The sequence below is a fragment of the Massilia eurypsychrophila genome (genome assembly GCF_002760655.1).
GTDB lineage: Bacteria > Pseudomonadota > Gammaproteobacteria > Burkholderiales > Burkholderiaceae_D > JAFCUW01.
Genome location: NZ_PDOC01000021.1, coordinates 1 through 25853 on the forward strand (window position 1 = coordinate 1; position 25853 = coordinate 25853).

Here is a 25853-nt window from a genome sequence, read left to right on the forward strand (position 1 = left end):
GGACATACAAAACCATCGGGCCAACGGCATTTTTCGAGCTCCTTCTCACACTGGGCCTGGGTCCCGTAGCGCTCCATGAACTGCGTCAGGCTCAACCCGGGTTGAAACTGCACTCGATTCATCGCCGCCATCTCCGCTCCTCTCATCGCCGCTATGCGCGCTCATAGAAGTTGGACACTCGTCGGTGGGCTATGTTCAATTAAGATGAAGATCAGCGCTAATCAATATTTAAATTGGGGTCAGACCCGATTGATTGATGGCGAAACCCCGGTGTGACCGACGAAGAAACGGGTCTGACCCCAATTGTTATGCGAATTGTTATGGCGGCGAATTTAGGCGGTCGGCTGCGCGCGGGCCGCCGCCGGCGCGCTGTCGTTGCGCATCGCCGGGATCGTCATGTAGGTGATCGCGCGCCACAGCCACTCCGCCGGACCGTAGCGAAAGCGCGCCAGCCACCAGTGGCTGAAGAGAACTTGCAGCGCGCACAGTGCCAGCGCAAACAGCAGTTGTATCGCGCGTCCCATGCCCCAGTTGCCCAGGCCGTAGCCGAAAAAGAACATCGACATCACCACCGACTGCAGCAGGTAGTTGGTCAGCGCCATGCGGCCGAACGGCCCGAGCACCTTGACGTTGGAAAACGCCGAGCCGCTGTGCAGCATCAGCACGATCATCGCCACGTAGCCCAGGCAGGCCGGCAGGTTGCCCAGCATCTGCAGGCCAAGCGCGAACATGTAGCCATCTTGATCGTTGCCCGGCACACTGCCGGTACTGATGAGGGCGCTAGCCAGGCCCAGCGCGATGCCGGCCGGCAGGCCGACGTAGGCGAGCTTGCGAAACAGAGGCAAGTTGGCCGCCGTGTTGGCCATGATGCCCGAACGGATGAACCAGGTGCCGATCAGGAACATGGCGACCAGGATGATGGCGAAGCTGCCTTGCAGCGGCGCGTTTTCACTAAAGTGCTTCAGGCGCAACACGGTCACGTCGGCATAACTGCCGGTGCTCATGACCTTGTTTTCGTTGACGATTGCGGCCGCGTCTTCCTTCAGCTTCCTGGCCTTGAGCGCTTCCGCTTCCGCCTTTTTCTGTTGCTTCGCCAGATCCGGCTTGGCGTCGGCTTTCTTCGGGTCTGCGCTGGCAACGACGCCGGCCGGGGCGGCGCCCAGCGCCACGGCCGCGGGCGGGGTCAGGTAGGCGGCCAGGCCGCCGATCGTCATCATCGTAAATATCAGCAGGTACATCGCAACGCCGGCGCGCAACGGGCGCTTTTCGAGCGGGTCGCGGTATTTCTGCGCCAAGAACGACAGCAGCAGGAACAGCACGCTGGCCGCGGTGACCGGGCCGCGCGCTTCCATCGGCACCCCTTGAATGACCCACACGGCAACGGCGGCGATGGCGCCGATGGCGCCGATTACCAGAAAGATCAGCGACATTACCGACAGCCCGAACGGGCGCCGCTCGCTGCGCAGGTATAGCGCCATCAGGCCGCACAGCGCCAGCGAGCCGGCGGCGCCGCCGGCAGCGGGCCCGAAGCCGGGCAGGAGCGCCAGCCCGATCAGCGCGACGGTGGCCGCGACGATCCATTTCGCCTTGCCGTACAACACCACCAGCAGGAATACCGCGGCCAACGAGTAGCTGAACAGGATGTCGCCGGCGAACAGGAAGATGTAGTGCAGGATGCCGAACATCGCCAGCGCGGCGATCCGCCGCAGATACGGCTTGAAGAAACCGCGGCCGGCGCTTTCGGCGCGCGTCAGCATGACGGCGAAGCCCATGCCGAACAGCATCGAGAAAATGGTCCAGAATTTACCAGTGACAAAGTAGGCGACAAAGAACGACGCCAGCCAGTCTAGCCCGGTCAGCCCGGCCGGCATGCCCTGGCCGACGGTGCCGGTGGCGCGGTTGAAAAACTCCACATTCATCAGGCAGATGCCGATCAGCGCGAAGCCGCGCACCACGTCGAGTGCTTCGATGCGCTGGTTGGTCGGCACCGGCGCCAGTTCCACGGCCTGCGGCAAGTCTGTAAGGGTGTGCATGGTTGTTTTTGTTCCCGTCAGCCAAGGGTTAATGTCTTGCCATCATAGATCGGGTGACTACAAAATGCCCCCGAAATATGACGAACTGCGGAAAATGTGGCACCGGCGAAGGAATCCCGGTATTGATGTTGCCAGCAAAACATTCAATGTCCTCTATACTTTCCGTTCCTCAGAACTGATCGAGAATATTGATGAAGAGTCCGCGCCACCTGTTGCCTTCCGTTGTTTTATGCCTTGCCGCCGGCGCCGCCACTGCCGCCGTACCGAGCCAGGTCATCAAGGTTGCCGGGCTGGAGCAGGGGGCCGAGATCCTGGTCGACCGCTGGGGCGTGCCGCATATCTATGCGCAAAGCCAGGACGATGCCTTCTTCGCGCAGGGCTTCAATGCCGCCCGCGACCGCCTGTTCCAGATCGACCTGTGGCGCCGCCGCGGCCTTGGCGAACTGGCCTCGGTGCTGGGCCCGGCCTACCTCGAGCAGGACAAGGCGAGCCGGCTGTTCCTGTACCGCGGCGACATGCAGAAAGAGTGGCAGTCGTACGGCCAGGGCGCACAGCGTATCACCGAACGCTTTGTTGCCGGCATCAACGCCTATGTCGACTACGTCGCCCGCACGCCGGCCGCGCTGCCGTTCGAATTTCGCCGGCTAGCCTACTCGCCGGCCAGGTGGAAGGCCGAGGACGTGGTGCGCATCCGCAGCCATGGCCTGACGCGCAACCTGACCCTCGAAGTGGCGCGCGCCGCCGTTGCCTGCAATGCCAGCCTGGAAGCGGACCAGGTGCGCAGCACCTTGCAGCCGGCGTGGAAAACCCAGCTGCCGGCCGGGCTCGACCCATGCCTGCCGGCCGGCCTGCTCGATACGTTCAAGCTGGCGACCGAAAACGTCTGGTTCGGCAAGAACCAGAAGGTCGCCGCGCTCGACTTGCCGGAGCAGGTGGCCGGCGCCGACCTCGACCTGCAGCGTATGGAAGGGAGCAACAACTGGGTCGTGGCGCCGTCGAAATCGGCGACCGGCCGGCCGATCATGGCGAACGATCCGCACCGCGCCTATTCGGCGCCGTCGCTGCGCTACATCGCGCACCTGAACGCGCCTGGCATGAACGTCATCGGCGCGGGCGAGCCGGCGCTGCCGGGCGTGTCGATCGGCCACAACGGCACGATCGCTTTCGGCTTGACCATATTCAGCATCGACCAGGAAGACCTGTACGTGTACGAGCTCAACCCAGCGAACCGCATGCAGTACAAGTACCGCGGGCAGTGGGAGAACGTCAAGGTGTTGAAGGAAACCATTGCAGTCAAAGGCGCCGCGCCGGTTACCACCGACATGTTGTTCACGCGCCACGGTCCGCTGATTTTCACCGAAGCGGCCAAGCAGCGCGCCTTTGCGGTGCGCTCCGGCTGGCTGGAGGCGGGCATGGCGCCTTACTTCGGCAGCATCGATTACATGTTGGCGAAGAACTTCGGCGAGTTCAAGAAGGCTATGCTCAATTGGGGCGCGCCGACCGAAAACCAGGTCTACGCCGACACCGCCGGCAATATCGGCTGGGTGCCTGGCGGCCTGACGCCGATCCGTCCTAACTGGGACGGGCTGCTGCCGGTGCCGGGCGACGGCCGCTACGAGTGGGACGGCTTTCTGCCGGGCGACAAGCTGCCGTTCAGCCTGAATCCGAAGAAGGGCTGGTTTGCGTCGGCCAACGAAATGAACCTACCGGACGGTTTTCCGTATGCCAAGCACAAACTCGGCTTCGAGTGGCCCAACAATGCGCGCCAGGTGCGCATCAGCGAAGTGCTCGGCCGCAAGGGAAAGGTGTCGATCGAGGATTCGATGCGCCTGCAAAACGACGTGCTGTCGGTGCCGGCGCGGCGCATGGTGGCGCTGCTGGCGCCGCTGCGCTCGGCCGAGCCGAAAACGCGCGCGGCGCTAAGCCTGCTGCGCGGCTGGGACGCGGTCGAAACGCGCGAGTCGCCGCAGGCGGCGCTGTTCGAAGTGTGGTGGTCGCGCCACCTGAACAAGGCCTACCTTGCCGCCGTGCTCGATGCGAAGTCGGCCGCCGCGGTCGGCAGCGCCGACGCCACCGGCATGATGGCCGCGCTGGAACGGCCGGCGGCCACGTTCGGCCGCGATGCCAGGGCGCGGCGCGACCAGGTCTTGCTGACCAGCCTGGCCGCCGCGTTCGCCGAGCTGGAGCTGGCCGGCGGCCCGGACCCGAAAGCGTGGCACTGGGGCAAACTGCATTACAGCTATTTTGCCCATCCGATGAGCATCCTCGGCGACGAATCGCTGCGCGGCAAGCTCAACGTCGGGCCGTTCCAGGCGCAGGGCGGGGCGCACACGGTCAACCAGTCCGGCTACCGGCCGAGCGACTTCCTCAAGCTCAACGGTCCGTCGTTCCGCGTCGTGGTCGATGTCGGCAACTGGGACAACTCGCGCGCGATCAACACGCCGGGCCAGTCGGGCGACCCGGACAGTCCGCACTATCGCGACCTGGCCGCGGCGTGGGGCAAGGGCGAGTATTTCCCGCTGCTGTATTCGCGCAAGCTGATCGAGGCCGTCACCGAGAGCACCATCGTGCTGCAGCCGGCCAGGTGAGCCAGATGGCAAAAGAGCCGCGCACGGTGAAGTGGGCGGCTCTTTTGGTACTGAAAGTGGGATCGCGGATTACTTGATCTTTGTTTCTTTGTACATGACGTGCTTACGTGCCTTGGGATCGAACTTCATGATCTCCATTTTTGCAGGCATCGTGCGCTTGTTCTTGTCGGTGGTGTAGAAGTGACCCGTGCCTGCAGTCGATTCCAGCTTGATTTTGTCGCGGCCAGTTTTTGCCATGATAGCTCCCTAATTAAACTTTAACGCCACGGGCACGCATGTCGACCAGGACGGCATCGATGCCGACTTTGTCGATTACGCGCAGACCGGCGTTGGACAAGCGCAGGGAGACCCAGCGGTTTTCCGATTCCACGAAAATACGACGGTTCTGCAGGTTAGGCAGAAAACGACGCTTCGTTTTGTTGTTAGCGTGGGAGACGTTGTTGCCAACCATCGGACCCTTGCCAGTTACTTGGCAAACACGTGCCATAGCGCACTCCTTAGTAAACTTCCGCAATCGGGAAAAACGAGAGTATAGCGTGAAAAGCATCGCGGAATCAATCACTTGCGGAAAACAATTGTGTCTTTCGACTTGTCGATAAATTTAACAATTGTCGTTGAGGGTGCAAACCCTTATAGCTGGCCGTGTTCCGCGAAGGAATGCACGTGTGGGCCGGCTACAACAAAGTGGTCGAGAATACGCACATCAACCAGCGCCAGCGCCTGCACCAGCGCGCGCGTGAGCACCAAGTCCGACTCGCTCGGCTCGGGCGTGCCGGACGGGTGGTTGTGCGCCAGCATGACGCCGGCGGCATTGTGCCGCAGGGCCGCCTTGACCACTTCGCGCGGATAGACGCTGGTGTGGGTGAGGGTGCCGCGGAACATTTCCTCGCTGACGATCAGGCGGTTTTTGACGTCCAGGAACAACACCACGAACGATTCGTGGGCACGCTGGCTGAGCGTCATGCGCAGGTACAGCTTGACCGCCTCGGGCGAACCGAGCGTCTGGCCGCACTGCATCTGTTCGCCGATGGCGCGCCGCGCCAGCTCCATCACCGCCTGCAGCTGGGCGTACTTGGCCGGCCCCAGGCCGTTAATCTGCGAGAACTCGGCCAGGCTGGCGCCGAACAAGGCATTGAGCGAGCCGAAGTGAGCGATCATGTTTTCGGCCAGCTTGACGGCGTTGACGCCCTTGACGCCGACGCGCAGGAACACGGCCAGCAGTTCGGCGCTCGACAGCGCGCGCGGGCCGCCGGCGATCAGCCGTTCGCGCGGGCGGTCCTGTTCCGGCCAGTTGTTAATCCCCATATAGTTAGCGTCCTTCGCGTCTGGGGCCTGACCCGATGGGGGGCGGGCTCCGGTTTTGACGTGGGCCGAACAGCCGCCAGATCGCGCAACGGCCCGGTTTTGCTGCTGGTGGCTTACAATATCGCTTTGCACGCCAGAACCATCACCATGACCCAAGCGTCTCCGGCCGTCGTCACCGACTCGGCCTACCTCACCTTGCATTATCGGCTCGCCACGGCGGACGGTACTGATATCGTCACTACCTTCGCCGGGAACCCCGCCACCTTGATGCTGGGGCAGAATCAGCTCGCGCCTTTCCTCGAGCAGCGCCTGCTCGGCATGGCCGAAGGCAGCCACCAGACGTTCCATCTGGCCGCGGCCGAAGGGTTCGGCGAGCGCAATGCCGACATGATCCAGTCGGTATCGCGCGCCACGCTCGACGAAAACTCGGCGCCGGGCGCGAACTACCAGGTCGGCGACCTGGTCGACTTCGCCGCGCCCGGCGGCGGCCGCTTCGCCGGCGTGCTGCGCGAACTGGGCGCCACGACCTGCCTCTTCGACTTCAACCATCCGCTGGCCGGCAAGCCGCTGATGTTTGAAGTGAAGCTCATTTCAGTGTTGTAAGGACGGGATTCCCATGGACAGCGAAATTCTCCTAGCCCAGCCGCGCGGTTTTTGCGCCGGCGTCGACCGCGCCATCGAAATCGTCGAGCGCGCGCTGCTGCAGTTCGGTGCGCCAATCTATGTGCGCCACGAAATCGTCCACAACGCCTACGTCGTCGCCGACCTGCGCAACAAGGGCGCCATCTTCATCGAGGATCTCGATGATGTCCCGGCCGGCAATACGCTGGTGTTTTCGGCGCACGGCGTATCAAAAGCGGTGCGCGCAGAAGCGACCGCCCGCGGCCTGACCATTTTTGATGCCACCTGTCCGCTGGTGACCAAGGTGCACGTCGAGGTGTCGAAGATGCGCGCGCTTGGCTGCGAAATCATCATGATCGGCCACGACGGCCATCCTGAAGTCGAAGGCACCATGGGGCAGGCCGAGGCCGGCATGCACCTGGTCGAAACCGTCGCCGACGTCGATACCTTGCAAGTGGCCAACCCCGACAAGGTCGCCTACGTGTCGCAGACCACGCTGTCGGTCGACGACACCGCCGCCGTCATCGCCGCCCTCAAGCGCAAGTTCCCCGCCATCATCGAGCCGAAGAAGGGCGACATCTGCTACGCCACCACCAACCGCCAGGAAGCGGTCAAGTTCATGGCGCCGCAGGTGGAACTGGTGATCGTCGTGGGCAGCCCGAACAGCTCGAACTCGAACCGCCTGCGCGAAGTGGCCGACAAGATGGGCACGCCGGCCTACATGATCGACGACGCCTCGCAGATCGACCCGGATTGGCTGGTCGGCAAGCTGCGCATCGGCGTCACCGCCGGCGCCTCGGCGCCCGAAGTGCTGGTACAGGCGGTGATCGACCGGCTCAAGGAACTGGGCGCGCGCAGCGTGCGGGCGCTCGAAGGTGTCGAGGAGCATGTGACGTTCCCGATGCCGAAAGGGCTGGACGGCATCAAGGCCGTCATCGCCTGAAGCAAGTTGACCGCAGGAAAAACTAAATGTGTCCGGTTGTTATTTTCCGATATTAGTTTTCGGAAAACATCGCTATCATGGCGACGCTCGGATTGCGCGGAGCGTGCGTGATCGGTGTCAATACGCGGCGTAAGGCCAGAGCGGCACTGCGGGGAGATCCTCCGGGTGCCGTTTTTGTTAGAACGAAGAGAAAGAGACAACCGAAAACATGGATACCTTTATCCAACAGATTATCAACGGTCTGGTGCTGGGCAGCATGTACGCCCTGATCGCGCTAGGCTATACGATGGTGTACGGCGTGCTGAACCTGATCAACTTCGCCCACGGCGACGTGCTGATGATCGGCGCCATGGTCGGCCTGACGGTGCTCAAACTGCTGGAAGTGTTCGCGCCCGGCTTGCCCGGCTATATCGACCTGTTCATCGCGATTGCCTGTGCCGTTCCCGCCTGTATGCTGGTCAACATCATCATCGAACGGGTCGCCTACCGCCGGCTGCGCAACGCGCCGCGCCTGGCGCCCCTGATCACCGCGATCGGCGTGTCGATCCTGCTGCAGACGTTTGCCATGATGATCTGGGGCCGCAGCCCGCTGCCGTTTCCCCAGTTGCTGTCGTCCGAGCCGATCATGATCGGCGGCGCCGTCATTTCACAAACCCAGCTGCTGCTGCTGGTGCTCGCCGCGCTGGCCATGCTCGGCCTGGTGTTCCTCGTTGAAAAAACCAAGATGGGCCGCGCCATGCGCGCCGTCGCCGAAAACCCGCGCGTGGCCGGCCTGATGGGCGTCGACGCGAACATGGTGATCGTCGCCACCTTCGCCATCGGCGCCGCGCTGGCCGCTGTCGCCGGCGTGATGTGGGGCGCCAACTATGCCTCGATCGCCTTTGCGATGGGCACCTTGCCTGGCCTGAAGGCGTTCTGCGCCGCGGTGCTGGGCGGCATCGGCAACATCTACGGCGCGATGATCGGCGGCATTTTACTCGGCATCATCGAGAGCCTCGGCGCCGGCTACATCGGCGACCTGACGGGCGGCTTCCTTGGCAGCCACTACCAGGATATCTTCGCCTTCGTGGTCCTCATCATCGTGCTCACGATCCGGCCGTCCGGCATCATGGGCGAACGCGTCGCCGACCGCGCCTGACCCGCTAAAGGAACATCATGGCTCTCCTCAATTTCGACGTCACCAACAAGCCGCGCCAGGCCTACGCCAGCATGGCGATCCTGCTGATCGGCTTGCTGATCTTCCCGTTCGTTGCCGCCCAGTACGGCAACTCGTGGGTGCGGATCATCGACATCGCGCTGCTCTACATCATGCTGGCGCTCGGGCTGAACATCGTGGTCGGCTTCGCCGGCCTGCTCGACCTCGGCTACATCGCCTTCTTCGCCGTCGGCGCCTACCTGACCGGATTGCTGGCGTCGCCGCAGTTCGCCATGCTGCTCGAATCGATCGTCAACTACAACCCGACAGTCGGCAATGCGCTGGTGTCGGTCTTCGGACCGGAGATCGCGCAGAACGGCATCCACCTGTCGGTATGGATCATCGTGCCGCTCGCGGCGCTGGTGGCGGGCTTCTTCGGCGCCTTGCTCGGCGCGCCGACGCTGAAGCTGCGCGGCGACTACCTGGCCATCGTCACGCTCGGCTTCGGCGAAATTATCCGCATCTTCATGAACAACCTGAACGACCCGATCAACTTCACCAACGGTCCACAGGGCATCAACTCGATCGACCCGATCCGGATCTTCGCCGTCAACCTGGCCGGCGAGCCCGGTTCGCGCGCCAACGTCATCATCGGCGACTTTTCAATGCCGTCGGTGAACGCCTACTATTTCCTGTTCCTGTTCCTGTGCATCGCCATCGTGTTCGTCACCTCGCGCCTGCAGCATTCGCGCCTGGGCCGCGCCTGGGTGGCGATTCGCGAAGACGAAATCGCCGCCAAGGCGATGGGCATCAACACGCGCAATGTCAAGCTGCTGGCGTTTTCGATGGGCGCATCGTTCGGCGGCGTGGCCGGCGCCATGTTCGCCTCGTTCCAGGGCTTCGTGTCGCCCGAATCGTTCTCGCTGACCGAATCGATCGCCGTGCTGGCGATGGTGGTGCTGGGCGGCATTGGCCACATTCCGGGCGTCATCATGGGCGGCGTGCTGCTGGCGGCCTTGCCCGAAGTGCTGCGCCACATCGTCGAGCCGGTCCAGATGGCCGTCTTCGGCAAGATCGTCATCGAGTCCGAAGTGCTGCGTCAATTGCTGTACGGCCTGGCGCTGGTGCTGATCATGCTGAATCGTCCGGCCGGCCTGTGGCCGTCGCCGAAACACGAAGACCGGCCCGAAGCGGCCGAGACCAACAAGGCCGAAGTGTTTCCGGCCTGATGGCCGCGCAAGGACAAGCAATCATGAGCGAACAGATCATTCTTAACATCGCCGGCGTCAACAAGCGCTTCGGCGGCCTGCAGGCGCTGACTGAAGTCGGCATCAAGATCATGAAAGGCCAGATCTACGGCCTGATCGGACCGAACGGCGCCGGCAAGACCACCTTCTTCAACGTCATTACCGGGCTGTACCAGCCCGACACCGGCACCTTCGAGCTGGCCGGCAAACCGTATTCGCCGTCGGCGCCGCACGAAGTGGCCAAGGCCGGCATCGCCCGCACGTTCCAGAACATCCGCCTGTTTGGCGAGATGACGGCGCTCGAAAACGTCATGGTCGGGCGCCACGTGCGCTCGCACCAGGGCGTGTTCGGCGCGGTGTTTCGCCACAAGGCGGCGCGCATCGAAGAAGCGTCGATCCGTGCGCGCGCCCAGGAGCTGCTCGACTTTGTCGGCATCGGCCAGTTCGCCAACCGCACCGCCAAGTTCCTGTCGTACGGCGACCAGCGCCGGCTCGAGATTGCCCGTGCGCTGGCGACCGACCCGCAACTGCTGGCGCTGGACGAACCGGCCGCCGGCATGAACGCGACCGAAAAGCTGGCGCTGCGCGAACTGCTGGTCAAGATCAAGAACGAAGGCAAGACCGTGCTGCTGATCGAGCACGACGTCAAGCTGATGATGGGCCTGTGCGACCGCATCACCGTGCTCGAGTACGGCAAACCGATCGCCGAAGGCTTACCGGCCGACATACAAAAGAATCAGGCAGTCATCGACGCCTACCTCGGAGGCGCGCATAAATGAGCGACAACATCCTTAGAATAGCGGGACTGAAAGTCGCGTACGGCGGCATCAAGGCGGTCAAGGGCATCGACCTCGAAGTGAACAAGGGCGAGCTGGTTACCCTGATCGGCGCCAACGGCGCCGGCAAGACCACCACCTTGAAGGCAATCACCGGCACCCTGCCGGAGTGCAGCGTCGAAGGCGTGATCAGCTACATGGGCCAGCCGCTCAAGGGCGTCCATTCGTACCAGATGGTCGAGAAAAGGCTGGCGATGGTGCCGGAAGGGCGGGGCGTGTTTACCCGCATGACGATCCAGGAAAACCTGTTGATGGGCGCCTACACGCGCGACGACAAGGCCGGGGTCGACGCCGACATCGAGAAATGGTTCAGCGTGTTTCCGCGCCTGAAGGAGCGGGCTGCGCAGATGGCCGGCACCTTGTCGGGCGGCGAGCAGCAGATGCTGGCGATGGCGCGCGCACTGATGAGCCACCCGAACCTGCTGCTGCTCGACGAGCCATCGATGGGCCTGGCGCCGATCATGGTCGAGAAAATTTTCGAGGTCATCCGCGACGTCTCGAAGCAAGGCATCACGATCCTGCTGGTCGAGCAGAACGCCAAGCTGGCGCTGGAAGCGGCGCACCGCGGCTACGTGATGGATTCCGGCGCCATCATCATGACCGGCAACGCCGCCGACATGCTGCACGACCCGCGCGTGCAAGCGGCCTACCTCGGCGAATAACCCTGACACCAGCTTTTTGCATGAAAGATCCGGACGAAAAAAAGCCTCGACGAATCGAGGCTTTTTTATTCCGGCCAGGCCGGTGAGGATTACTTCTTGCCAGCGACTTTCTGGGCAGCCTGGGTGAACTGGTTCACGGCTGCGGTCACGTTGGTTTCGATCGCTTCAGCGGCTTGCTTGCCGGTCTTGGTCAGCTGCTCGTAGCCGGCGTTTGCATTGCCCAGCGACGCTTTGAAGGCGGCAACAACATTCTCCGAACCGGCAGGCGCGTTCTTGCTCACTTCGTCGACCAGGCTGATGACCTTGCGGTTGGTTTCAGCGATCTGCGTTTCGGCGGCGCTGGTGAACTCGGCCTGGGTGCCGGCAACGATCGCAGCGACTTGCTTGCTGTACGACATTGCTTTTTCGGCGGTAGGCTGGGTCTGTGCAGCGGCCAGCGAGAAGAATTCTTGCGGATCCTTGGCAGCGAGGAGTTGGCGCGCAGCAGCCGACGACTCTTCCAGCGATGCCTTGGCGGCGGTGATGTTCAGCTCGACCAGCTTTTCCATGCCTTCGAAGGCCTTGGCAGTCAGCGACGAGAAAACGGCGAACTGCTGTTCGAAATTGGCTTTGGTGGCGTTCGAAAACTGCTCAGGGATTGCAAACATATAATTCTCCAATGATTGTTGAATAACGTTAATAACGAATGTTGCTAGATACCGGGGAAGCAGGTGAAGTCTGTACATCTCTCGCCGGACATATATTGTGCAGCGCAACAAAGTCTATTTTACTGAATTTTTATGGAACGTCAAGCACTTTTGGTGCGGTGCACAAATTAAAATTAAGTCAAGTCGAGTTATCACGGAAACAATATGCAGCGGGAATCAAACCTACCCATTCCTCATAGGGATTGGGGTGGGGAAACATCTTCGGCGCGCCCATGATAGACTTAATCCATCGCGCTTCCTGCCTGCTGATTCGGCGCATCGGCTGTATTGTCCCTTTGCGTTCCTGATTGATGTCAAACCTTCCGTCCGATGTTGCAGCGCGTTCCACTCCAGCCTGGCTCTCGCCGGTGCCCATCTTCTTCGTACTGCTGTGGAGCACCGGCTTTATCGTCGCCAAGTTCGGCCTGCCGTACGCCCCGCCTTTAACCTTCCTGATCCTGCGCTGCGCCGGCGTGCTGGTGCTGCTGGTGCCGTGCGTGCTGATCTGGCGGGCGCCGTGGCCGCAGGCGGCCGGCATCGGCCACATCGCGGTGGCCGGCATTCTGCTGCAGGCGGGCTACCTCGCCGGCGTCTGGTGCGCCATCAAGCTCGGCATGCCGGCCGGACTGTCCGCGCTGATTGTCGGCATGCAGCCGATTCTCACTGCCGCGGCCGCGCCGCTGATTGGCGAGACGGTGCGCCCGCGTCAATGGCTGGGACTGGCGTTCGGACTCGGCGGCGTAGCGCTGGTGGTGGCCGCCAAGATCAACCTGGTCGGCCTGTCGGCGCTGTCGATCGCGTTTTGCGTGGCGGCGCTGTTCTCCATTACCGTCGGCACCATGTACCAGAAGCGCTTTTGCCCGCGCTTCGACTTGCGCACCGGCAGCGTGATCCAGTTTACGGCGACCATGCTGCTGCTGCTGCCGGCAGCCGTGCTGTTCGAAGACTTCGACCTCGGCTTGAAGACGGTGGCGTGGACGCCAAATTTCATCGGCGCCTTGCTGTGGTCGGTGCTGGCGCTGTCGATCGGCGCCATCTTCCTGCTGTTTAAGTTACTGCGCCGCAGCGACGCCACCCAGGTGACCAGCCTGCTGTACCTGACGCCGCCGACGACTGCGGTGATGGCCTGGATGGCATTCGGCGAGGCGTTCAGCCTGCTCGGTATACTTGGTATGGTGCTTGCCGTTATCGGCGTTGTATTTGTAGTCAAAAAATAAGGAGCTTCCAATGATCTCGAACCAGCAGCAGCTAGCAGTCGACAATGCCATCGTCTCGCGCCGCTCGATCCGCGCCTTCCTGCCGACCCCGGTCGCGCGGGAAGACATCGAAGCGATCCTCGAGGTCAGCGCACGCGCGCCGTCGGGCACCAACATCCAGCCATGGAAAGTGACGGTGCTGACCGGCGACGCCAAGGAGCGCCTGTCGGCGGCGATCCTGGCGGTGTACGGCGACAAGGACGCGGCCGCCGCCCACACCGAGGAGTACAACTATTACCCGCGCCAGTGGGTGTCGCCGTTCATCGAGCGCCGCCGCAAGGTCGGCTGGGACCTGTACGCGCTGCTCGGCCTGACGCGCGAAGACAAGGCCGGGATGGCTGCCCAGCACGGGCGCAACTACCGTTTCTTCGACGCCCCCGTCGGCCTGATCTTCACGATCGACCGCGTGCTCGAGCAAGGTTCCTGGTTGGACTATGGCATGTTCTTGCAGAACATAATGGTGGCAGCGCGCGGGCGCGGACTCGATACTTGCCCACAGGCCGCGTTCACCCAGTTCCACCGCATCATCGCCGAGCAACTGTCGCTGCCATCCAGCGAAACGGTGGTGTGCGGCATGGCGCTCGGCTACGCCGACGTCGAAAAAATCGAGAATTCCTTGATCACGGAGCGCGCTTCGGTTGCCCAGTTTGTACGGTTTCTCGAATAAAGTCGTACACTGTTGACTAACAACGAACGCATATCGACGCGACCGTTGCGCAGTTGCATAAGTATTCCTTTAAAGGTTAAATTCGCTTGCCATTGCTGAGTGTTTTGCTACACTGCAACGAGTGTTCCTCGGTTCGCCTCAAAGGATTTACAGATGTTTAAGCTTGCGTTGGGCGCCATTGTTTCGTTGCTGTTCATCCTCACGCCGGCGTCCGCCGCGAGCACGGAAGCACGCCCACAGGCAACGTCTGTCAAGAAACATACTGTCAAGAAACCGGCCAGGCGCAAGGTGCAGGCGAGTGCGGTGGCCAAGGAGCGGCCGCGCATTGCCAAGCGCATCATCGTGCTCCGTGGCAAGCGTTCGGTCATCTACCGGCCTGTGCGCAGCGCCAACTTCATTCCCATCCGCACCGCTGGCGATGTCGCCGGCCTGAACCTCACGCGTGATCCGCTAGCGCTCGCTTCCAGCGTCGCCTTCGTGCTCGATCAGGCCAATTCGGAAGTGCTGTTCGAAAAGAACGCCAACGTCGCGCTGCCGATCGCCTCGATCACCAAGCTGATGACCGGCCTGGTCGTCGTGCACGCGCAGCAGGACATGAACGAAATGCTCACCATTACCGACGACGACGTCGACCGCGAGAAGCACACCAGTTCGCGCCTGCGTGTCGGCGCGCGCATGACGCGCGGGAGCCTGCTGCACATTGCGTTGATGAGTTCGGAAAATCGCGCCGCCGCCGCCCTGGGCCGCAACTATCCGGGTGGCACGGCCGCCTTCGTCGCGGCGATGAATGCCAAGGCGCGCCTGCTCGGCATGAACGATACGCGCTATGTGGACTCGAGTGGCCTGTCGAGCCGCAACATCGCCAGCGCGCGCGACTTGGCCAAGCTTGCCGTCGTGGCGCACCAGGAACCGCTGCTGCGCGAGTATTCCACCGATCCGAAATCGGTCGTCGACGCCAGCGGGCGCATGATGCACTACTCGAACACCAACTACCTGGTGGCCAGTCCCGACTGGGACATCGGCCTGCAAAAGACCGGCTTCATCAACGAAGCAGGGCGCTGCCTGGTCATGCAAACGATGATCCAGGGGCGCGCGGTGATCATGGTGTTCCTCGATTCGAAGGGCAAGCAGTCGCGCACTGCCGATGCCGGGCGCATGCGCCGCTGGCTCGAAGCGCTCAAGCCGCCAGGCGTCGGTTAAGCGCTACGGCGTGTAGCCGAGCGTGGCCGAAATCTGGCCGGCCGTTTGCGTCAGGTCTTCCAGCCATTCTTCCTGCAGCCGGTCGGCCGGCGCCGAGATCGACAGCCCTGCGATGAGCTTGCCGGTATCGTCGTGGATGCCGGCCGCCATGCAGCGCACCCCCAGCTCCAGCTCTTCGTTGTCGCGCGCATAGCCGCGCGAACGCACCAGGCTCAGCTCACGCTCGAGTTTGCCCAGGTCGGTGATCGAATTCTTGTTGTGCCCGGCAAGTCCGGTGCGCGTCGCGTACGAGCGGATCGCCTTCGGGTCGTCGACCGACAAAAACAGCTTGCCGGTCGATGTCAGGTGCAATGGACCGCGCCCGCCGATCGCCCGCACCACTTGCATGCCGGAGCGCTCGGAAAATGCGCGGTCGATGTAGACGATCTCGTCGCCCTGGCGCACCGACAAGTTGATGGTCTGCTGAGTTTTCTTGTGCAGCGCACGCATGTAGTCGAGCGCCGCCTCGCGCACCGACAGCCGGCTCTTGACCACATTGCCCAGTTCCAGCAATCGCATGCCGAGCCGGTAGGTGCCCGGCTCGACCCGGTCGACGAAACGGGTAATGACCATGTCATTGAGGATGCGGTGCGCCGTTGAGGGATGCAGGCCAGACACCTTCGACAACTCCTTCAGGCTGACCGGATCGCTGTAGGTCGCTAGCGCGTCGAGCAGCGCGACCATGCGTTCGATCACTTGAATCGAGGTTTTCGGCGCTTCGACTGAGTCAATTTTCATGATGTGGTTGGTGCGGTGCAGTATATATGTCTCTTTATACCATAATGTGAAAAGGATTGGCAAACACCGGGCGCGTTGTCCCCATCGCGGCCGGGGCGGCGCATAATGGCGCATCACATGCCATTTATCAAACTTCCCATGGTCCAGCCAGTCAGCGATTTCAAAAGCAAGAACGGTGTCAAGCGCATCGTTTCAGCCTTCTCCTATTCGATGGACGGCTTCCGCGCGGCCTGGCAGAACGAAGCCGCGTTTCGCCAGGAAATGCTGGTCGTGGTGATCGGCACCGTCACGGCGCTGAGCATGAAGATCTCCGCCTTCGAGAAGCTGATGCTGGTCGCCGTGCTGGTGTTTGTGCTGGTTGTCGAACTGATCAACTCGGCCATCGAGGCGGTGGTCGACCGCATCTCGCTCGAGCCCCATCCGCTGTCGAAAAATGCCAAGGACCTCGGCAGCGCGGCGGTCGCGCTGGCGATCGGCATTGCCGCCGCGGCCTGGGCCGTGGTGCTGTTCAACCGTTTCTACTAGCGCTTATTCGTAGCAGGTGGCAACGGCGCCACCCCGAGTGCTGGCGTGTGGTCCAGGACGACTCTGGTCGCCGCCGCTGCGCTCGGTCACAGCAATGCCGAATCCGGCCTCGGCGACTGGCCGCCGGGTTGGGAGAAGTTGCACTTATTATATGATCGGGCGCACAATGGACATCCGGCGTTGCCGGCATGAGCATTGGCGCGCCTGACCCTTTCAACACCTCTGGAGACCACCATGACATTACGCTTGGGCGACATCGCCCCTGATTTCGAGCAGGATTCCTCAATTGGCAAGATCAAGTTCCACGAGTGGGCGGGCGACTCGTGGGTGGTATTGTTTTCCCACCCGGCCGACTTCACCCCGGTCTGCACTACCGAGCTCGGCCTGACCGCCAAGCTCAAGCCCGAGTTCGAGAAACGCAACGTCAAGGCGATCGCGTTGTCGGTCGACCCGGCCGAAGCCCACAAGAACTGGATCCGCGACATCGAAGAGACCCAGCAGACCGTGGTCGGCTTTCCGATCATTGCCGACGAGGACAAAACGGTATCGGTGCTGTACGACATGATCCACCCGAACCAGTCGGTGACGGCGACGGTGCGCTCGCTGTTCATCATCGACCCGCAGAAGAAGGTGCGGCTGACGATCACCTATCCGATGAGCACCGGGCGCAATTTCGACGAAGTGCTGCGGGTGATCGACGCGCTGCAGCTGACCGACAAGCACACGGTCGCCACGCCCGGCAACTGGCGCGACGGCGATGACGTGATCATCCCGCTGACGGTGCAAGATCCCGAGGTGATCAAGCAGAAGTATCCAAAGGGATTCACTGCGGAGCGGCCATATTTGCGGATGACGCCGCAGCCGAACAAGTAACTCGAGCAACGCAACGAACGCGCCTCCGGGCGCGTTTTTTGGCCGCCAACGAGCTCGGTCGCCAGGCCGACTTTGAACGCATAAGCAAATAAGATAACCGTTGTTTGGCATATCGCTCAGTTAGCTTAACCTTGCAGCTAACTTGAGGGACCATATGCTTCTGACTTATATCATTTCCGGATTCGCCGTAGGCTTGCTCGTCGGCATGACCGGAGTCGGCGGTGGCTCATTGATGACCCCGCTGCTGACCTTGCTGTTCGGCGTGCCGCCATCGGTCGCGGTCGGCACCGACTTGGCATTCGCCTCGATCACCAAGACCGCCGGCACCTTCACCCATCGCCTGCGCGACACCATCCGCTGGGACATCGTGCGCGCGCTATGCGTCGGCGCCTTGCCCGCCGCGGTGCTGGCCACGCTGGCGCTCAAGCAGTTCGGCGCCCTCGACAAGGAAATCGGCCAGGTGATCCGTTATTCGATCGCCGGCTCGGTCCTGCTGACGGTCACCGCGCTGCTGTTCAAGCCGCGCATGCTGGCCTGGATCAATGCCAAGCCAAGCCGCCAGTTGCACGGCCGCCCGCTGTTTATCGCGACCGTCGTCTCCGGCGCCGTGCTCGGCGTGCTGGTGACGGTGTCGTCGATCGGCGCCGGCGCCATCGGCGCCACCTTGCTGGTGATGCTGTATCCACGCATGAGCTCGGCTGAAGTGGCCGGCACCGACATCGCCTACGCCGTGCCGCTGACCGCCATTGCCGCGTTCGGCCACTGGTGGCTCGGCTCGATCGACTGGAACCTGCTCGGTGCGCTGCTGGTCGGGTCGGTGCCCGGCATCATGATCGGATCGTACGGCGCGCGCGCCGTGCCCGAGCGTTTCCTGCGCGGCCTGCTGGCTGCAACCTTGACCGGCGTGGCCGCGAAACTGATTTACTAGTTCTTAATAGCCAATTCGTCTATGCAAATGCGAAATGCTTCGTTTGCGTTATGAGTTTCTGGTGCGATTATCGCATCCTCATAGAAGAATTCGTAATAAGAGGACCGAATGCCAGCTGTCTCCATCCCCAAGCCGCAAGGCGCGCCATTCCGGGTCATGCCCGGCTTTGGCCTGTCGCTCGGCTTCACCATTTTCTACCTCGGGCTGATCGTCCTGATTCCGCTGTCGGCGGTGTTCCTGAAGACCTTCACGATGACGTGGGAAGCCTTTTGGAGCGCGGTCACGTCGGACCGGGTAGTCGCGTCGTACAAGCTCAGTTTCGGCGCGTCGCTGATCGCCGCTTTCATCAACGTCATCTTCGGCGGAATCGTCGCCTGGGTGCTGGTGCGCTATAAATTCCCCGGCAAGCGCTTCGTCGACGCACTGGTCGACCTGCCGTTCGCGCTGCCGACCGCGGTCGCCGGCATTACGCTCACCGCGCTGTATTCGACCAATGGCTGGATCGGAAAATACCTCGCCGAATTCGGCATCAAGGTCGCCTTCACGCCGCTCGGCGTGGTGGTGGCGCTGACCTTCATCGGCCTGCCGTTCGTCGTGCGCACGGTGCAGCCGGTGCTCGAAGAAGCCGAACGCGAACTCGAGGAAGCCGCCGCCAGCCTGGGCGCGAGTTCGCTGCAGATCTTCGCGCGCGTCGTCTTTCCGACCATCATGCCGGCGTTGTTGACCGGCTTCGCGCTCGCCTTTGCGCGCGCCACCGGCGAATACGGCTCGGTCATTTTCATCGCCGGGAACATGCCGATGGTGTCCGAGATCACGCCGCTGTTCATCATTACCAAGCTGGAACAGTACGACTACGCCGGCGCCACCGCGATCGCGGTGGTGATGCTGCTGGCGTCGTTCGCCATGCTGTTGACGATTAACCTGCTGCAGGCATGGAGCCGCACCCGGGCGGGCAAAAAATGAGCGCGCTCGTAGAAAAAATCGTGGATACCCCTGCCGTCGCACCGCCGCGCCGCGGCGAGCTGCCCACCGCCTCGAATGTATTCGAGCCTGCCTGGATCCGCATCTCGCTGATCGTCGTCGCGCTGTCCTTCCTCACGCTGTTCCTGTTCGTGCCGCTGGCGGCGGTATTTGCCGAAGCATTCAAGAAAGGCTGGCAGGCCTACTTGGCCGCGATCACCGATCCCGATGCCGTCTCCGCCATCAAGCTGACCTTGATCGCCGCGGTGATCGCGGTGCCGCTGAACCTCGTGTTCGGCGTCGCCGCTTCCTGGGCCATCGCCAAGTTCGAATTCCGCGGCAAGAGCATTTTGCTGACGCTGATCGACCTGCCGTTCTCGGTGTCGCCGGTGATCTCGGGCCTGATCTACGTGCTGATGTTCGGCGCCCAGGGCTGGATCGGCCCGTGGCTGCAGGAGCACGACATCAAGATCCTGTTCGCCGTGCCTGGCATCGTGCTCGCCACCATCTTCATCACATTCCCGTTCGTCGCGCGCGAACTGATCCCGCTGATGCAGGCGCAGGGCACCGAAGAAGAAGAGGCCGCGCTGGTGCTGGGCGCCTCCGGCTGGAACACCTTCCGCCGCGTGACGCTGCCGAACATCAAATGGGGCCTGCTGTACGGCGTCATCTTGTGCAACGCGCGCGCCATGGGCGAATTCGGTGCGGTGTCGGTGGTGTCGGGCCACATCCGCGGCGAGACCAACACCATGCCGCTGCAGGTCGAGATTCTCTACAACGAATACAACTTCGCGGCCGCCTTCGCGATCGCCTCGCTGCTCGCCTTGCTGGCGCTGGTAACGCTGGCGATCAAGTCATTCATCGAATGGCGCCTGCACGAATCACAGAACGTCGATTCCGACGTGCGCATCCTGGAGCACACAGCATGACGATCGAAGTCAACAACATCCGCAAGCAGTTCGGCCAGTTCACTGCGCTCGATAACGTCTCGCTGCAGTTCCCCACCGGCGAACTGACCGCGCTGCTGGGGCCTTCCGGCTGCGGCAAGACGACGCTGCTGCGCATCATCGCCGGCCTCGAGCATCCCGACTCTGGCCAGGTCCTGCTGGACGGCGAAGACGCCTCCGCGCGCCACGTGCGCGAGCGCCAGGTCGGCTTCGTGTTCCAGCATTACGCGCTGTTCAAGCACATGACCGTGTTCGAGAACGTCGCCTTCGGCCTGCGCGTCAAGGCGCGCAAGGACCGCCCGTCGGAGCAGGCGATCCGCGACAAGGTCCGGTCGTTGCTCGACCTGGTGCAGCTCGACTGGCTGGCTGACCGCTATCCGCCGCAGCTGTCGGGCGGGCAGCGTCAGCGCATCGCCCTGGCGCGCGCGCTCGCGGTCGAGCCGCGCGTGCTGCTGCTCGACGAGCCGTTCGGCGCGCTCGACGCCAAGGTGCGCAAGGAGCTGCGGCGCTGGCTGCGCCGCCTGCACGACGACCTGCACGTGACCAGCATCTTCGTCACCCACGACCAGGAAGAGGCGCTCGAGGTGGCCGACCAGGTGGTGCTGATGAACAAAGGCCGGGTCGTGCAGCTCGGCACGCCCGACGCCGTGTACAACCACCCGGCGTCGCCGTTCGTCTACGGCTTTCTCGGCAACGTCAACCTGTTCCACGGCCGCGTGCACGAAGGCGTGCTGGCCAGCGGCGGCACCACCTTCGACGTGCCCGACCACGCCGAAGTCCAGGACGGCAAAGGCATCGCCTACGTGCGTCCGCACGACCTCGAAGTCGACCGCTATGCGCCCGGCGCCGAAGGCATCGTCGTCAAGCTGCGCCGCGCCCACGCGATCGGGCCGCTCGCCCAGCTCGACCTCGAACGCACCGACAACGCCGAAATCATCGAGGCGGTCATCCCGAACGAACGCTATCGCCAGCTGCAGCTCAAGGACGGCGAGACGCTGGTCGTGCGGCCGCGCCGCATGCAGGTGTTCGTCGACCAGGGCGCGGCCATATGAATTTCCAGCAGCTGCGCTCGATTCGCGAGGCGGCGCGGCGCAACTTCAACCTGACCGAAGTTGCCAACGCGCTGTTCACGTCGCAGCCCGGCGTGAGCCGCCAGATCCGCGAACTCGAAGATGAACTCGGCGTCGTCATCTTCGAGCGCAACGGCAAGCGCCTGACCGGCTTGACCGATCCCGGCAAGGGCATCCTGAAGATCGTCGACCGGCTGTTGGTGGAAGCGGAAAACCTGCAGCAGGCCAGCCTCGAGTACGCCGGCCAGAAGAGCGGCACGCTGTCGATCGCCGCGACCCACACGCAGGCGCGCTATGCGCTGCCGAAGGTGGTGCAGTCCTTTCGCGCCGATTTTCCCGAGGTGCGTATCGCGCTGCAGCAAAGCGCGCCCGATCACATCGCCGAGTGGGTCTTGTCGGGCAAGGCCGATTTCGGCATCGCCACCGAAGGCCTGTCGCAGTTTCCCGACCTGGTCTCGTTCCCCTGCTACAGCTGGAGCCACCTGATCGTGGTGCCGGACGGGCATCCGCTGCTGGCGCATTCGCCGATCCGGCTGGAGGAACTGGCCGCGTACCCGCTGATCACCTACGATGTCGGCTTCACCGGCCGCGGCCACATCGACGCCGCCTTCGCCAAGGCAGGCGTCAAGACCGACATCGTGCTCACCGCAATGGACTCGGACGTCATCAAGCAGTACGTGTCGCTGGGCCTCGGAGTAGGGCTGGTGGCGTCGATGGCCTTCGACCATGGGCGCGACAAGGGACTGCGCGCGGTCGAGGCGTCGCACCTGTTCGCACAGAACGTCACCCGCCTGGCGGTGCGCCGTGGCGCCTACCTGCGCTCGTATGCGTATCACTTCATCGAGCAGTTCGCGCCGGCGCTCACGCGCGCCGAAATCGACCGCGCGTTGAACGCCGAGGCGGCGCACAGCTAGCTTCGGGTCTTACTGGCCGGGGTTTGGTAGCCGCGCGTGGATGGCGTTGATCGAGTCGATCATGTGCTCGGGCAGGGTCGTCTCGGCGGAGTCGATGTTTTCCTTGAGCTGCGCCAGGCTGGTCGCGCCGATGATCGTCGAGGCGACGAACGGCCGCGTATAGCACCAGGCCAGCGCCATCTGCGCCGGCGTCATGCCGTTCTCGCGCGCCAGCTGCGCATACTCCTTCACCGCCGCCAGCACCGACGGGCGCAGGTAGCGCGGACTCCACGTCGGCGGGAAGATCGTCAGCCGGCCGCTCGCCTTCGGGTTGTCGAGGTACTTCGCGCTTAGCTGGCCGAACGCCAGCGGGCTGTAAGCGAGCAGGCCAACCTCTTCGCGAAAGCAGGTCTCATCCAACAGGCTTGTTTCAAAGCCGCGCGCGGTCAGGTTGTACAGGTTCTGGATGGTGGCGATGCGCGGCAGACCTTTGATCTCGGACTGCTTGGTGAACTCGCACACGCCCCACGAGCTCTCGTTGGAGACGCCGATCTGGCCGATCTTGCCGGCGTCGACCAGGCTGCCCAGCGCCGCCAGCGTGTCTTCGATCGCCACGCAGCTGCGCTCCTTGTGCGGCTCGAACGCGGTAGCGCCGAAGATCGGCACGTTGCGGCTCGGCCAGTGCAGCTGGTACAAGTCGATGTGGTCGGTCTGCAGGCGCTGCAGGCTCGTCTCGACCGCGGCGCGGATGTTGGCCGCGTCGAGGTTGTTGGCGCCGCCGCGTACCCAGTGCAGCCCCGGATTCGGGCCGGCCACCTTGGTGGCCAGCACGACGTCGCCGCGCCGGCCGGTCTTCTTCAGCCACGAACCGATGAAGCGCTCGGTCGCGCCCTGCGTGTCGGCGCGCGGCATCACCGGATACATCTCGGCGGTGTCGATGAAGTTGATGCCGCGTTCGAGCGCGTAATCGAGCTGGCTGTGGGCATCCGCTTCGGTGTTCTGTTCGCCGAACGTCATCGTTCCCAGGCATACCTTCGACACGCGCAGCGGGCTCGTTCCGAGTAGTGTGGTTTTCATCGCACAGTTCCTTGTCTGATGGCGTTGGCGCACTCGCGCACCAGCGCCGGCCCGGTGTAAATCAGGCCGCTGTAGAGCTGCACCAGCGCGGCGCCGGCATCCATCTTGGCCTTGGCGTCGGCGCCCGACATGATGCCGCCGACGCCGATGATCGGCAGCTCGTCGCCCAGTTCGTAGTGCAGTGCGCGGATCACGATGTTCGACAGTTCGAACACCGGCTTGCCCGACAGGCCGCCGGCCTCAAGGCCATGCTCCATGCCCTCGACGGCGCTGCGCGACAGCGTCGTGTTGGTGGCGATGACGCCGTCGATCCGGTGCCGCAGCAGCGCGCCGGCGATGTTCTTGACCTGCTCGGAGTCGATGTCGGGCGCGATCTTGAGCGTGATCGGCACGTAGCGTTGGTGCCGGTCGGCCAGGCGCGACTGCGCGTCCTTGAGCTGCGCCAGCAGCGCGTCCAGTTCGGAGGCGCCTTGCAGCTGGCGCAGGTTCTTCGTGTTGGGCGACGAGATGTTCACCGTGACGTAGCTGGCGTACGGGTAGACCTTCTGCAGGCAGTGCAGGTAGTCCTCGGCCGCGCGCTCGATCGGCGTGTCGGCGTTCTTGCCGATGTTCAGTCCCAGCACTCCCTCCTTGTTCTGGTAGAACTTCGAGGCCTGCACGTTGGCGACAAAGGCGTCGACGCCGCCGTTGTTAAAGCCCATGCGGTTGATGATGGCCTTCGCTTGCGGCAGGCGGAACATGCGCGGCTTCGGATTGCCGGCCTGGCCGCGCGGCGTCACGGTGCCCACTTCGATCGACCCGAAGCCAAGCGCCGCCAGGCCATCGATGTAGGCGCCGTCCTTGTCGAGCCCGGCGGCGAGGCCGACCGGGTTGGGGAAGGTGATGCCCATCACCGTGCGCGGATCGGGCGCCGGCTTGGCGAACGCGCGCGTGAGGCCGAGCGCGGCGGCGCGGCGCAGCGCCGGCAAGGTCAGGTTGTGGGCAGCTTCCGGATCGAGCGCGAACAGCAGGGGACGGGTGAGGGCGTACAGCAGTTTATCGGACATGGGGGGCGGGGGTTGTGCGGACCGCTCATTTTACCTCTTGTCGAGCAGCCCCCAGGCGCCATTGATGCGCGCCTCGAGCGGGCGGAAGTTGGTCTTGTACGCCATCTTCGGACTTTGCTCGATCCAGTAGCCGAGATACACGTACGGCAACCCCAGTTCGTGGGCCTGGGCGATCTGCCACAACACGTTGTAGGTGCCGAACGAGGCGCCCGCCACGTCAGGGTCGAAAAACGTGTAGACCGACGACAGGCCGTCGGACAGCACGTCGATGATCGACACCATGCGCAGCACGCCATCGGGCTCGCGAAATTCGACCAGGCGCGTGTTGACCCGGCTTTGCAGCAGGAACTGGGCGTACTGGTCGCGGCTGTCCTGGTCCATGCCGCCGCCGACGTGGCGCGTGCTCTGGTAGCGCAGATACAGCGCGTAGTGCTCGTCGGAGAAGCCGAGGTTGGCGACGATCGCCGCCAGCGACGCATGGCGCGCCGCGGCGCGGCGCTGGCCGCGGCTCGGCTTGAACTCGTCGGTGCGCACCCGCACCGGGATGCAGGCCTGGCAGCCGTCGCAATACGGCCGGTAGGTGAAGATGCCGCTGCGGCGAAAGCCGTTCTTGACCAGTTCGGAATAAACGTCGGCGTTGATCAGGTGGGACGGGGTGGCCACCTGCGAGCGCGCCTGGCGTGCGTCGAGGTAGCTGCACGGGTAGGGCGCCGTTGTGTAGAACTGCAGCGTTGAAAATGGCAGGTCGTTCAGGTGCGTCATGCGGATGCTCTCGATGTGACGTGGTTGCGCTACGGTGTGTGGTTCTACGTCTGTATCCTAATCTATTCTAACGAAAGATTCGCATCCTCACCGGGCCGCTGTCAAGGGCGGCACCGGCTGCCAGTTCGAAATGCCCGGTGCGCGGATGGCGGCGCGCAAGTGTTCAAGAAACTCGGCGCGGGAAATCGGCGCCGCGCCAAGCGACGCCAGGTGCCCGGTCTCCTGCTGGCAGTCGATCATCGCCACCCCGTGGCTGCGCAGGAAGGCAACCAGGTAAGCGAGCGCGATCTTGGAGCCGTCGGTAACGCGCGCGAACATCGATTCGCCGTAAAACATGCGGCCGATGCACACGCCATAGGCGCCGCCCACCAGTTCGCCGTCGAGCCACAGTTCCGACGAATGACCGTAGCCCATCGCGTGCAGGCCGGTGTAGCCGTCGATGATGTCTTTCGAAATCCAGGTGCCGGGGCCGTCGCGGCGCGGCGCCGCGCAGGCGCGCATGACGCCTTCGAACGCGCTGTCGAACCGCACCTGCCAGCGCCCGCCCTCCTGCATGCTGCGCTCGACCCGGCGCAGCGTTTTTTTCAGGCTGTCGCTGATGCGGAATTGGTCGGTGCGCAGCACCATGCGCGGATCGGTGCTCCACCACAGGATCGGCTGGCCCTCGGAAAACCACGGAAAGATGCCGTGCTGGTAGGCGATCAGCAGCCGCTGCGGCGACAGGTCGGCGCCGGCCGCGAGCAGGCCGGGCGCGTCGATCGTCAGCGCGTGCGAGACGTCGGGAAACGGCGTATTCGTTTCGAGCCAGGGAATCAT

27 protein-coding genes and 1 pseudogene are annotated in these 25853 nt (G+C 63.3%); 17 read left to right on the plus strand and 11 right to left on the minus strand.

Features of this window, described 5'->3' with window-relative positions:
* Both CR105_RS29085 and CR105_RS22400 read right to left on the minus strand, forming a co-directional pair.
* Positions 1-131, minus strand: a pseudogene (locus CR105_RS29085) (IS1595 family transposase); the annotation flags it as partial.
* 201 nt (positions 132-332) lie between these two features.
* Positions 333-2033, minus strand: a complete 1701-nt coding sequence (locus tag CR105_RS22400) for a DUF418 domain-containing protein (protein WP_099792376.1) — start codon at positions 2031-2033, stop codon at positions 333-335.
* Between the two features lie 191 nt (positions 2034-2224).
* Between CR105_RS22400 and CR105_RS22405 the strand changes: the two genes are divergently transcribed.
* Positions 2225-4621: a penicillin acylase family protein gene (locus CR105_RS22405; RefSeq protein WP_099792378.1), complete on the plus strand. Its 2397-nt coding sequence runs from the start codon at positions 2225-2227 to the stop codon at positions 4619-4621.
* 69 nt (positions 4622-4690) lie between these two features.
* Here CR105_RS22405 and rpmG read toward each other — a convergent pair whose 3' ends face one another.
* The 3 genes from rpmG to radC form a co-directional block, all read right to left on the minus strand.
* A complete protein-coding gene (gene rpmG, locus CR105_RS22410) occupies positions 4691-4861 on the minus strand; it encodes a 50S ribosomal protein L33 (RefSeq protein WP_197422130.1) in 171 nt (56 codons plus the stop codon).
* A 10-nt stretch (positions 4862-4871) separates the two neighbouring features.
* Positions 4872-5108 (minus strand): 50S ribosomal protein L28, encoded by a 237-nt coding sequence (gene rpmB, locus CR105_RS22415; RefSeq protein WP_099792380.1) that lies wholly within the window; start codon positions 5106-5108, stop codon positions 4872-4874.
* Positions 5109-5251: 143 nt separating this feature from the next.
* On the minus strand, positions 5252-5926 hold the full coding sequence (gene radC, locus CR105_RS22420; protein ID WP_099792382.1) for a RadC family protein: 675 nt from the start codon (positions 5924-5926) through the stop codon (positions 5252-5254).
* Positions 5927-6073: 147 nt separating this feature from the next.
* On the opposite strand from radC, the gene CR105_RS22425 reads away from it, so the two are divergent.
* The 6 genes from CR105_RS22425 (at position 6074) to CR105_RS22450 (ending at position 11370) form a co-directional block, all read left to right on the plus strand.
* On the plus strand, positions 6074-6529 hold the full coding sequence (locus CR105_RS22425) for an FKBP-type peptidyl-prolyl cis-trans isomerase (RefSeq protein ID WP_099792492.1): 456 nt from the start codon (positions 6074-6076) through the stop codon (positions 6527-6529).
* Positions 6530-6542: 13 nt separating this feature from the next.
* Complete coding sequence (ispH, locus tag CR105_RS22430) at positions 6543-7490, plus strand: 4-hydroxy-3-methylbut-2-enyl diphosphate reductase (RefSeq protein WP_099792383.1); 948 nt, start codon at positions 6543-6545, stop codon at positions 7488-7490.
* Positions 7491-7698: 208 nt separating this feature from the next.
* Positions 7699-8628, plus strand: coding sequence for a branched-chain amino acid ABC transporter permease (locus CR105_RS22435; protein ID WP_099792385.1), 930 nt, complete (start codon positions 7699-7701; stop codon positions 8626-8628).
* 17 nt (positions 8629-8645) lie between these two features.
* A complete protein-coding gene (locus CR105_RS22440; protein WP_099792387.1) occupies positions 8646-9854 on the plus strand; it encodes an ABC transporter permease subunit in 1209 nt (402 codons plus the stop codon).
* Positions 9855-9877: 23 nt separating this feature from the next.
* Positions 9878-10651, plus strand: a complete 774-nt coding sequence (locus CR105_RS22445) for an ABC transporter ATP-binding protein (RefSeq protein WP_099792494.1) — start codon at positions 9878-9880, stop codon at positions 10649-10651.
* Positions 10648-11370, plus strand: a complete 723-nt coding sequence (locus CR105_RS22450) for an ABC transporter ATP-binding protein (RefSeq protein ID WP_099792389.1) — start codon at positions 10648-10650, stop codon at positions 11368-11370. The genes CR105_RS22445 and CR105_RS22450 overlap by 4 nt, the downstream gene beginning before the upstream one ends.
* An 89-nt stretch (positions 11371-11459) precedes the next feature.
* Here CR105_RS22450 and phaP read toward each other — a convergent pair whose 3' ends face one another.
* Positions 11460-12017, minus strand: coding sequence for a TIGR01841 family phasin (gene phaP, locus CR105_RS22455; RefSeq protein ID WP_099792391.1), 558 nt, complete (start codon positions 12015-12017; stop codon positions 11460-11462).
* 350 nt (positions 12018-12367) lie between these two features.
* Between phaP and CR105_RS22460 the strand changes: the two genes are divergently transcribed.
* The 3 genes from CR105_RS22460 (at position 12368) to CR105_RS22470 (ending at position 15179) form a co-directional block, all read left to right on the plus strand.
* Positions 12368-13273, plus strand: a complete 906-nt coding sequence (locus tag CR105_RS22460) for a DMT family transporter (protein WP_099792393.1) — start codon at positions 12368-12370, stop codon at positions 13271-13273.
* A 10-nt stretch (positions 13274-13283) separates the two neighbouring features.
* Positions 13284-13979: a nitroreductase gene (locus CR105_RS22465; protein ID WP_099792395.1), complete on the plus strand. Its 696-nt coding sequence runs from the start codon at positions 13284-13286 to the stop codon at positions 13977-13979.
* A gap of 153 nt (positions 13980-14132) precedes the next feature.
* A complete protein-coding gene (locus CR105_RS22470; RefSeq protein ID WP_099792397.1) occupies positions 14133-15179 on the plus strand; it encodes a serine hydrolase in 1047 nt (348 codons plus the stop codon).
* A 3-nt stretch (positions 15180-15182) separates the two neighbouring features.
* Here the strand turns inward: CR105_RS22470 and CR105_RS22475 are convergent, their stop codons facing one another.
* Positions 15183-15956, minus strand: a complete 774-nt coding sequence (locus CR105_RS22475; RefSeq protein ID WP_099792399.1) for an IclR family transcriptional regulator — start codon at positions 15954-15956, stop codon at positions 15183-15185.
* A gap of 138 nt (positions 15957-16094) precedes the next feature.
* Here CR105_RS22475 and CR105_RS22480 point away from each other — a divergent pair, with 138 nt between their 5' ends.
* The 7 genes from CR105_RS22480 to CR105_RS22510 all read left to right on the plus strand — a co-directional run bounded on the left by CR105_RS22480 (position 16095) and on the right by CR105_RS22510 (position 22173).
* The gene (locus tag CR105_RS22480; RefSeq protein WP_099792496.1) at positions 16095-16481 is read left to right on the plus strand and encodes a diacylglycerol kinase; all 387 of its coding nucleotides are present in this window, start codon (positions 16095-16097) and stop codon (positions 16479-16481) included.
* Positions 16482-16715: 234 nt separating this feature from the next.
* Positions 16716-17354 carry a peroxiredoxin gene (locus tag CR105_RS22485; protein WP_099792401.1) on the plus strand — a complete coding sequence of 213 codons (639 nt, stop codon included), beginning with the start codon at positions 16716-16718 and terminating at the stop codon, positions 17352-17354.
* A 154-nt stretch (positions 17355-17508) separates the two neighbouring features.
* Positions 17509-18282, plus strand: coding sequence for a sulfite exporter TauE/SafE family protein (locus CR105_RS22490; RefSeq protein WP_099792403.1), 774 nt, complete (start codon positions 17509-17511; stop codon positions 18280-18282).
* 108 nt (positions 18283-18390) lie between these two features.
* A complete protein-coding gene (gene cysT / locus CR105_RS22495) occupies positions 18391-19245 on the plus strand; it encodes a sulfate ABC transporter permease subunit CysT (protein WP_099792405.1) in 855 nt (284 codons plus the stop codon).
* Complete coding sequence (cysW, locus tag CR105_RS22500) at positions 19242-20171, plus strand: sulfate ABC transporter permease subunit CysW (protein WP_099792407.1); 930 nt, start codon at positions 19242-19244, stop codon at positions 20169-20171. The genes cysT and cysW overlap by 4 nt, the downstream gene beginning before the upstream one ends.
* Positions 20168-21241 (plus strand): sulfate/molybdate ABC transporter ATP-binding protein, encoded by a 1074-nt coding sequence (locus CR105_RS22505; RefSeq protein WP_099792409.1) that lies wholly within the window; start codon positions 20168-20170, stop codon positions 21239-21241. The genes cysW and CR105_RS22505 overlap by 4 nt, the downstream gene beginning before the upstream one ends.
* Entirely contained in the window at positions 21238-22173 is a 936-nt protein-coding gene (locus CR105_RS22510) for a CysB family HTH-type transcriptional regulator (protein WP_099792411.1), read from the plus strand. The genes CR105_RS22505 and CR105_RS22510 overlap by 4 nt, the downstream gene beginning before the upstream one ends.
* Positions 22174-22182: 9 nt before the next feature.
* Here CR105_RS22510 and CR105_RS22515 read toward each other — a convergent pair whose 3' ends face one another.
* The 4 genes from CR105_RS22515 to aat form a co-directional block, all read right to left on the minus strand.
* On the minus strand, positions 22183-23229 hold the full coding sequence (locus tag CR105_RS22515; protein WP_099792413.1) for an aldo/keto reductase: 1047 nt from the start codon (positions 23227-23229) through the stop codon (positions 22183-22185).
* On the minus strand, positions 23226-24275 hold the full coding sequence (locus CR105_RS22520) for a quinone-dependent dihydroorotate dehydrogenase (RefSeq protein WP_099792415.1): 1050 nt from the start codon (positions 24273-24275) through the stop codon (positions 23226-23228). Before CR105_RS22520 ends, CR105_RS22515 begins: the two co-directional genes overlap by 4 nt.
* Before the next feature lie 30 nt (positions 24276-24305).
* On the minus strand, positions 24306-25037 hold the full coding sequence (locus CR105_RS22525) for an arginyltransferase (RefSeq protein WP_099792417.1): 732 nt from the start codon (positions 25035-25037) through the stop codon (positions 24306-24308).
* An 87-nt stretch (positions 25038-25124) separates the two neighbouring features.
* Positions 25125-25853 carry a leucyl/phenylalanyl-tRNA--protein transferase gene (gene aat / locus CR105_RS22530; protein WP_099792418.1) on the minus strand — a complete coding sequence of 243 codons (729 nt, stop codon included), beginning with the start codon at positions 25851-25853 and terminating at the stop codon, positions 25125-25127.

Bases quoted from the DNA above. Each gene is read 5' to 3' on its own strand.
- CR105_RS22400 (WP_099792376.1), bottom strand. From the start codon at position 2,033: ATGCACACCCTTACAGACTTGCCGCAGGCCGTGGAACTGGCGCCGGTG.
- CR105_RS22405 (WP_099792378.1), top strand. From the start codon at position 2,225: ATGAAGAGTCCGCGCCACCTGTTGCCTTCCGTTGTTTTATGCCTTGCC.
- rpmB (WP_099792380.1), bottom strand. From the start codon at position 5,108: ATGGCACGTGTTTGCCAAGTAACTGGCAAGGGTCCGATGGTTGGCAAC.
- radC (WP_099792382.1), bottom strand. From the start codon at position 5,926: ATGGGGATTAACAACTGGCCGGAACAGGACCGCCCGCGCGAACGGCTG.
- CR105_RS22425 (WP_099792492.1), top strand. From the start codon at position 6,074: ATGACCCAAGCGTCTCCGGCCGTCGTCACCGACTCGGCCTACCTCACC.
- ispH (WP_099792383.1), top strand. From the start codon at position 6,543: ATGGACAGCGAAATTCTCCTAGCCCAGCCGCGCGGTTTTTGCGCCGGC.
- CR105_RS22435 (WP_099792385.1), top strand. From the start codon at position 7,699: ATGGATACCTTTATCCAACAGATTATCAACGGTCTGGTGCTGGGCAGC.
- CR105_RS22440 (WP_099792387.1), top strand. From the start codon at position 8,646: ATGGCTCTCCTCAATTTCGACGTCACCAACAAGCCGCGCCAGGCCTAC.
- CR105_RS22445 (WP_099792494.1), top strand. From the start codon at position 9,878: ATGAGCGAACAGATCATTCTTAACATCGCCGGCGTCAACAAGCGCTTC.
- CR105_RS22450 (WP_099792389.1), top strand. From the start codon at position 10,648: ATGAGCGACAACATCCTTAGAATAGCGGGACTGAAAGTCGCGTACGGC.
- phaP (WP_099792391.1), bottom strand. From the start codon at position 12,017: ATGTTTGCAATCCCTGAGCAGTTTTCGAACGCCACCAAAGCCAATTTC.
- CR105_RS22460 (WP_099792393.1), top strand. From the start codon at position 12,368: ATGTCAAACCTTCCGTCCGATGTTGCAGCGCGTTCCACTCCAGCCTGG.
- CR105_RS22465 (WP_099792395.1), top strand. From the start codon at position 13,284: ATGATCTCGAACCAGCAGCAGCTAGCAGTCGACAATGCCATCGTCTCG.
- CR105_RS22470 (WP_099792397.1), top strand. From the start codon at position 14,133: ATGTTTAAGCTTGCGTTGGGCGCCATTGTTTCGTTGCTGTTCATCCTC.
- CR105_RS22475 (WP_099792399.1), bottom strand. From the start codon at position 15,956: ATGAAAATTGACTCAGTCGAAGCGCCGAAAACCTCGATTCAAGTGATC.
- CR105_RS22480 (WP_099792496.1), top strand. From the start codon at position 16,095: ATGGTCCAGCCAGTCAGCGATTTCAAAAGCAAGAACGGTGTCAAGCGC.
- CR105_RS22485 (WP_099792401.1), top strand. From the start codon at position 16,716: ATGACATTACGCTTGGGCGACATCGCCCCTGATTTCGAGCAGGATTCC.
- CR105_RS22490 (WP_099792403.1), top strand. From the start codon at position 17,509: ATGCTTCTGACTTATATCATTTCCGGATTCGCCGTAGGCTTGCTCGTC.
- cysT (WP_099792405.1), top strand. From the start codon at position 18,391: ATGCCAGCTGTCTCCATCCCCAAGCCGCAAGGCGCGCCATTCCGGGTC.
- cysW (WP_099792407.1), top strand. From the start codon at position 19,242: ATGAGCGCGCTCGTAGAAAAAATCGTGGATACCCCTGCCGTCGCACCG.
- CR105_RS22505 (WP_099792409.1), top strand. From the start codon at position 20,168: ATGACGATCGAAGTCAACAACATCCGCAAGCAGTTCGGCCAGTTCACT.
- CR105_RS22510 (WP_099792411.1), top strand. From the start codon at position 21,238: ATGAATTTCCAGCAGCTGCGCTCGATTCGCGAGGCGGCGCGGCGCAAC.
- CR105_RS22515 (WP_099792413.1), bottom strand. From the start codon at position 23,229: ATGAAAACCACACTACTCGGAACGAGCCCGCTGCGCGTGTCGAAGGTA.
- CR105_RS22520 (WP_099792415.1), bottom strand. From the start codon at position 24,275: ATGTCCGATAAACTGCTGTACGCCCTCACCCGTCCCCTGCTGTTCGCG.
- CR105_RS22525 (WP_099792417.1), bottom strand. From the start codon at position 25,037: ATGACGCACCTGAACGACCTGCCATTTTCAACGCTGCAGTTCTACACA.
- aat (WP_099792418.1), bottom strand. From the start codon at position 25,853: ATGATTCCCTGGCTCGAAACGAATACGCCGTTTCCCGACGTCTCGCAC.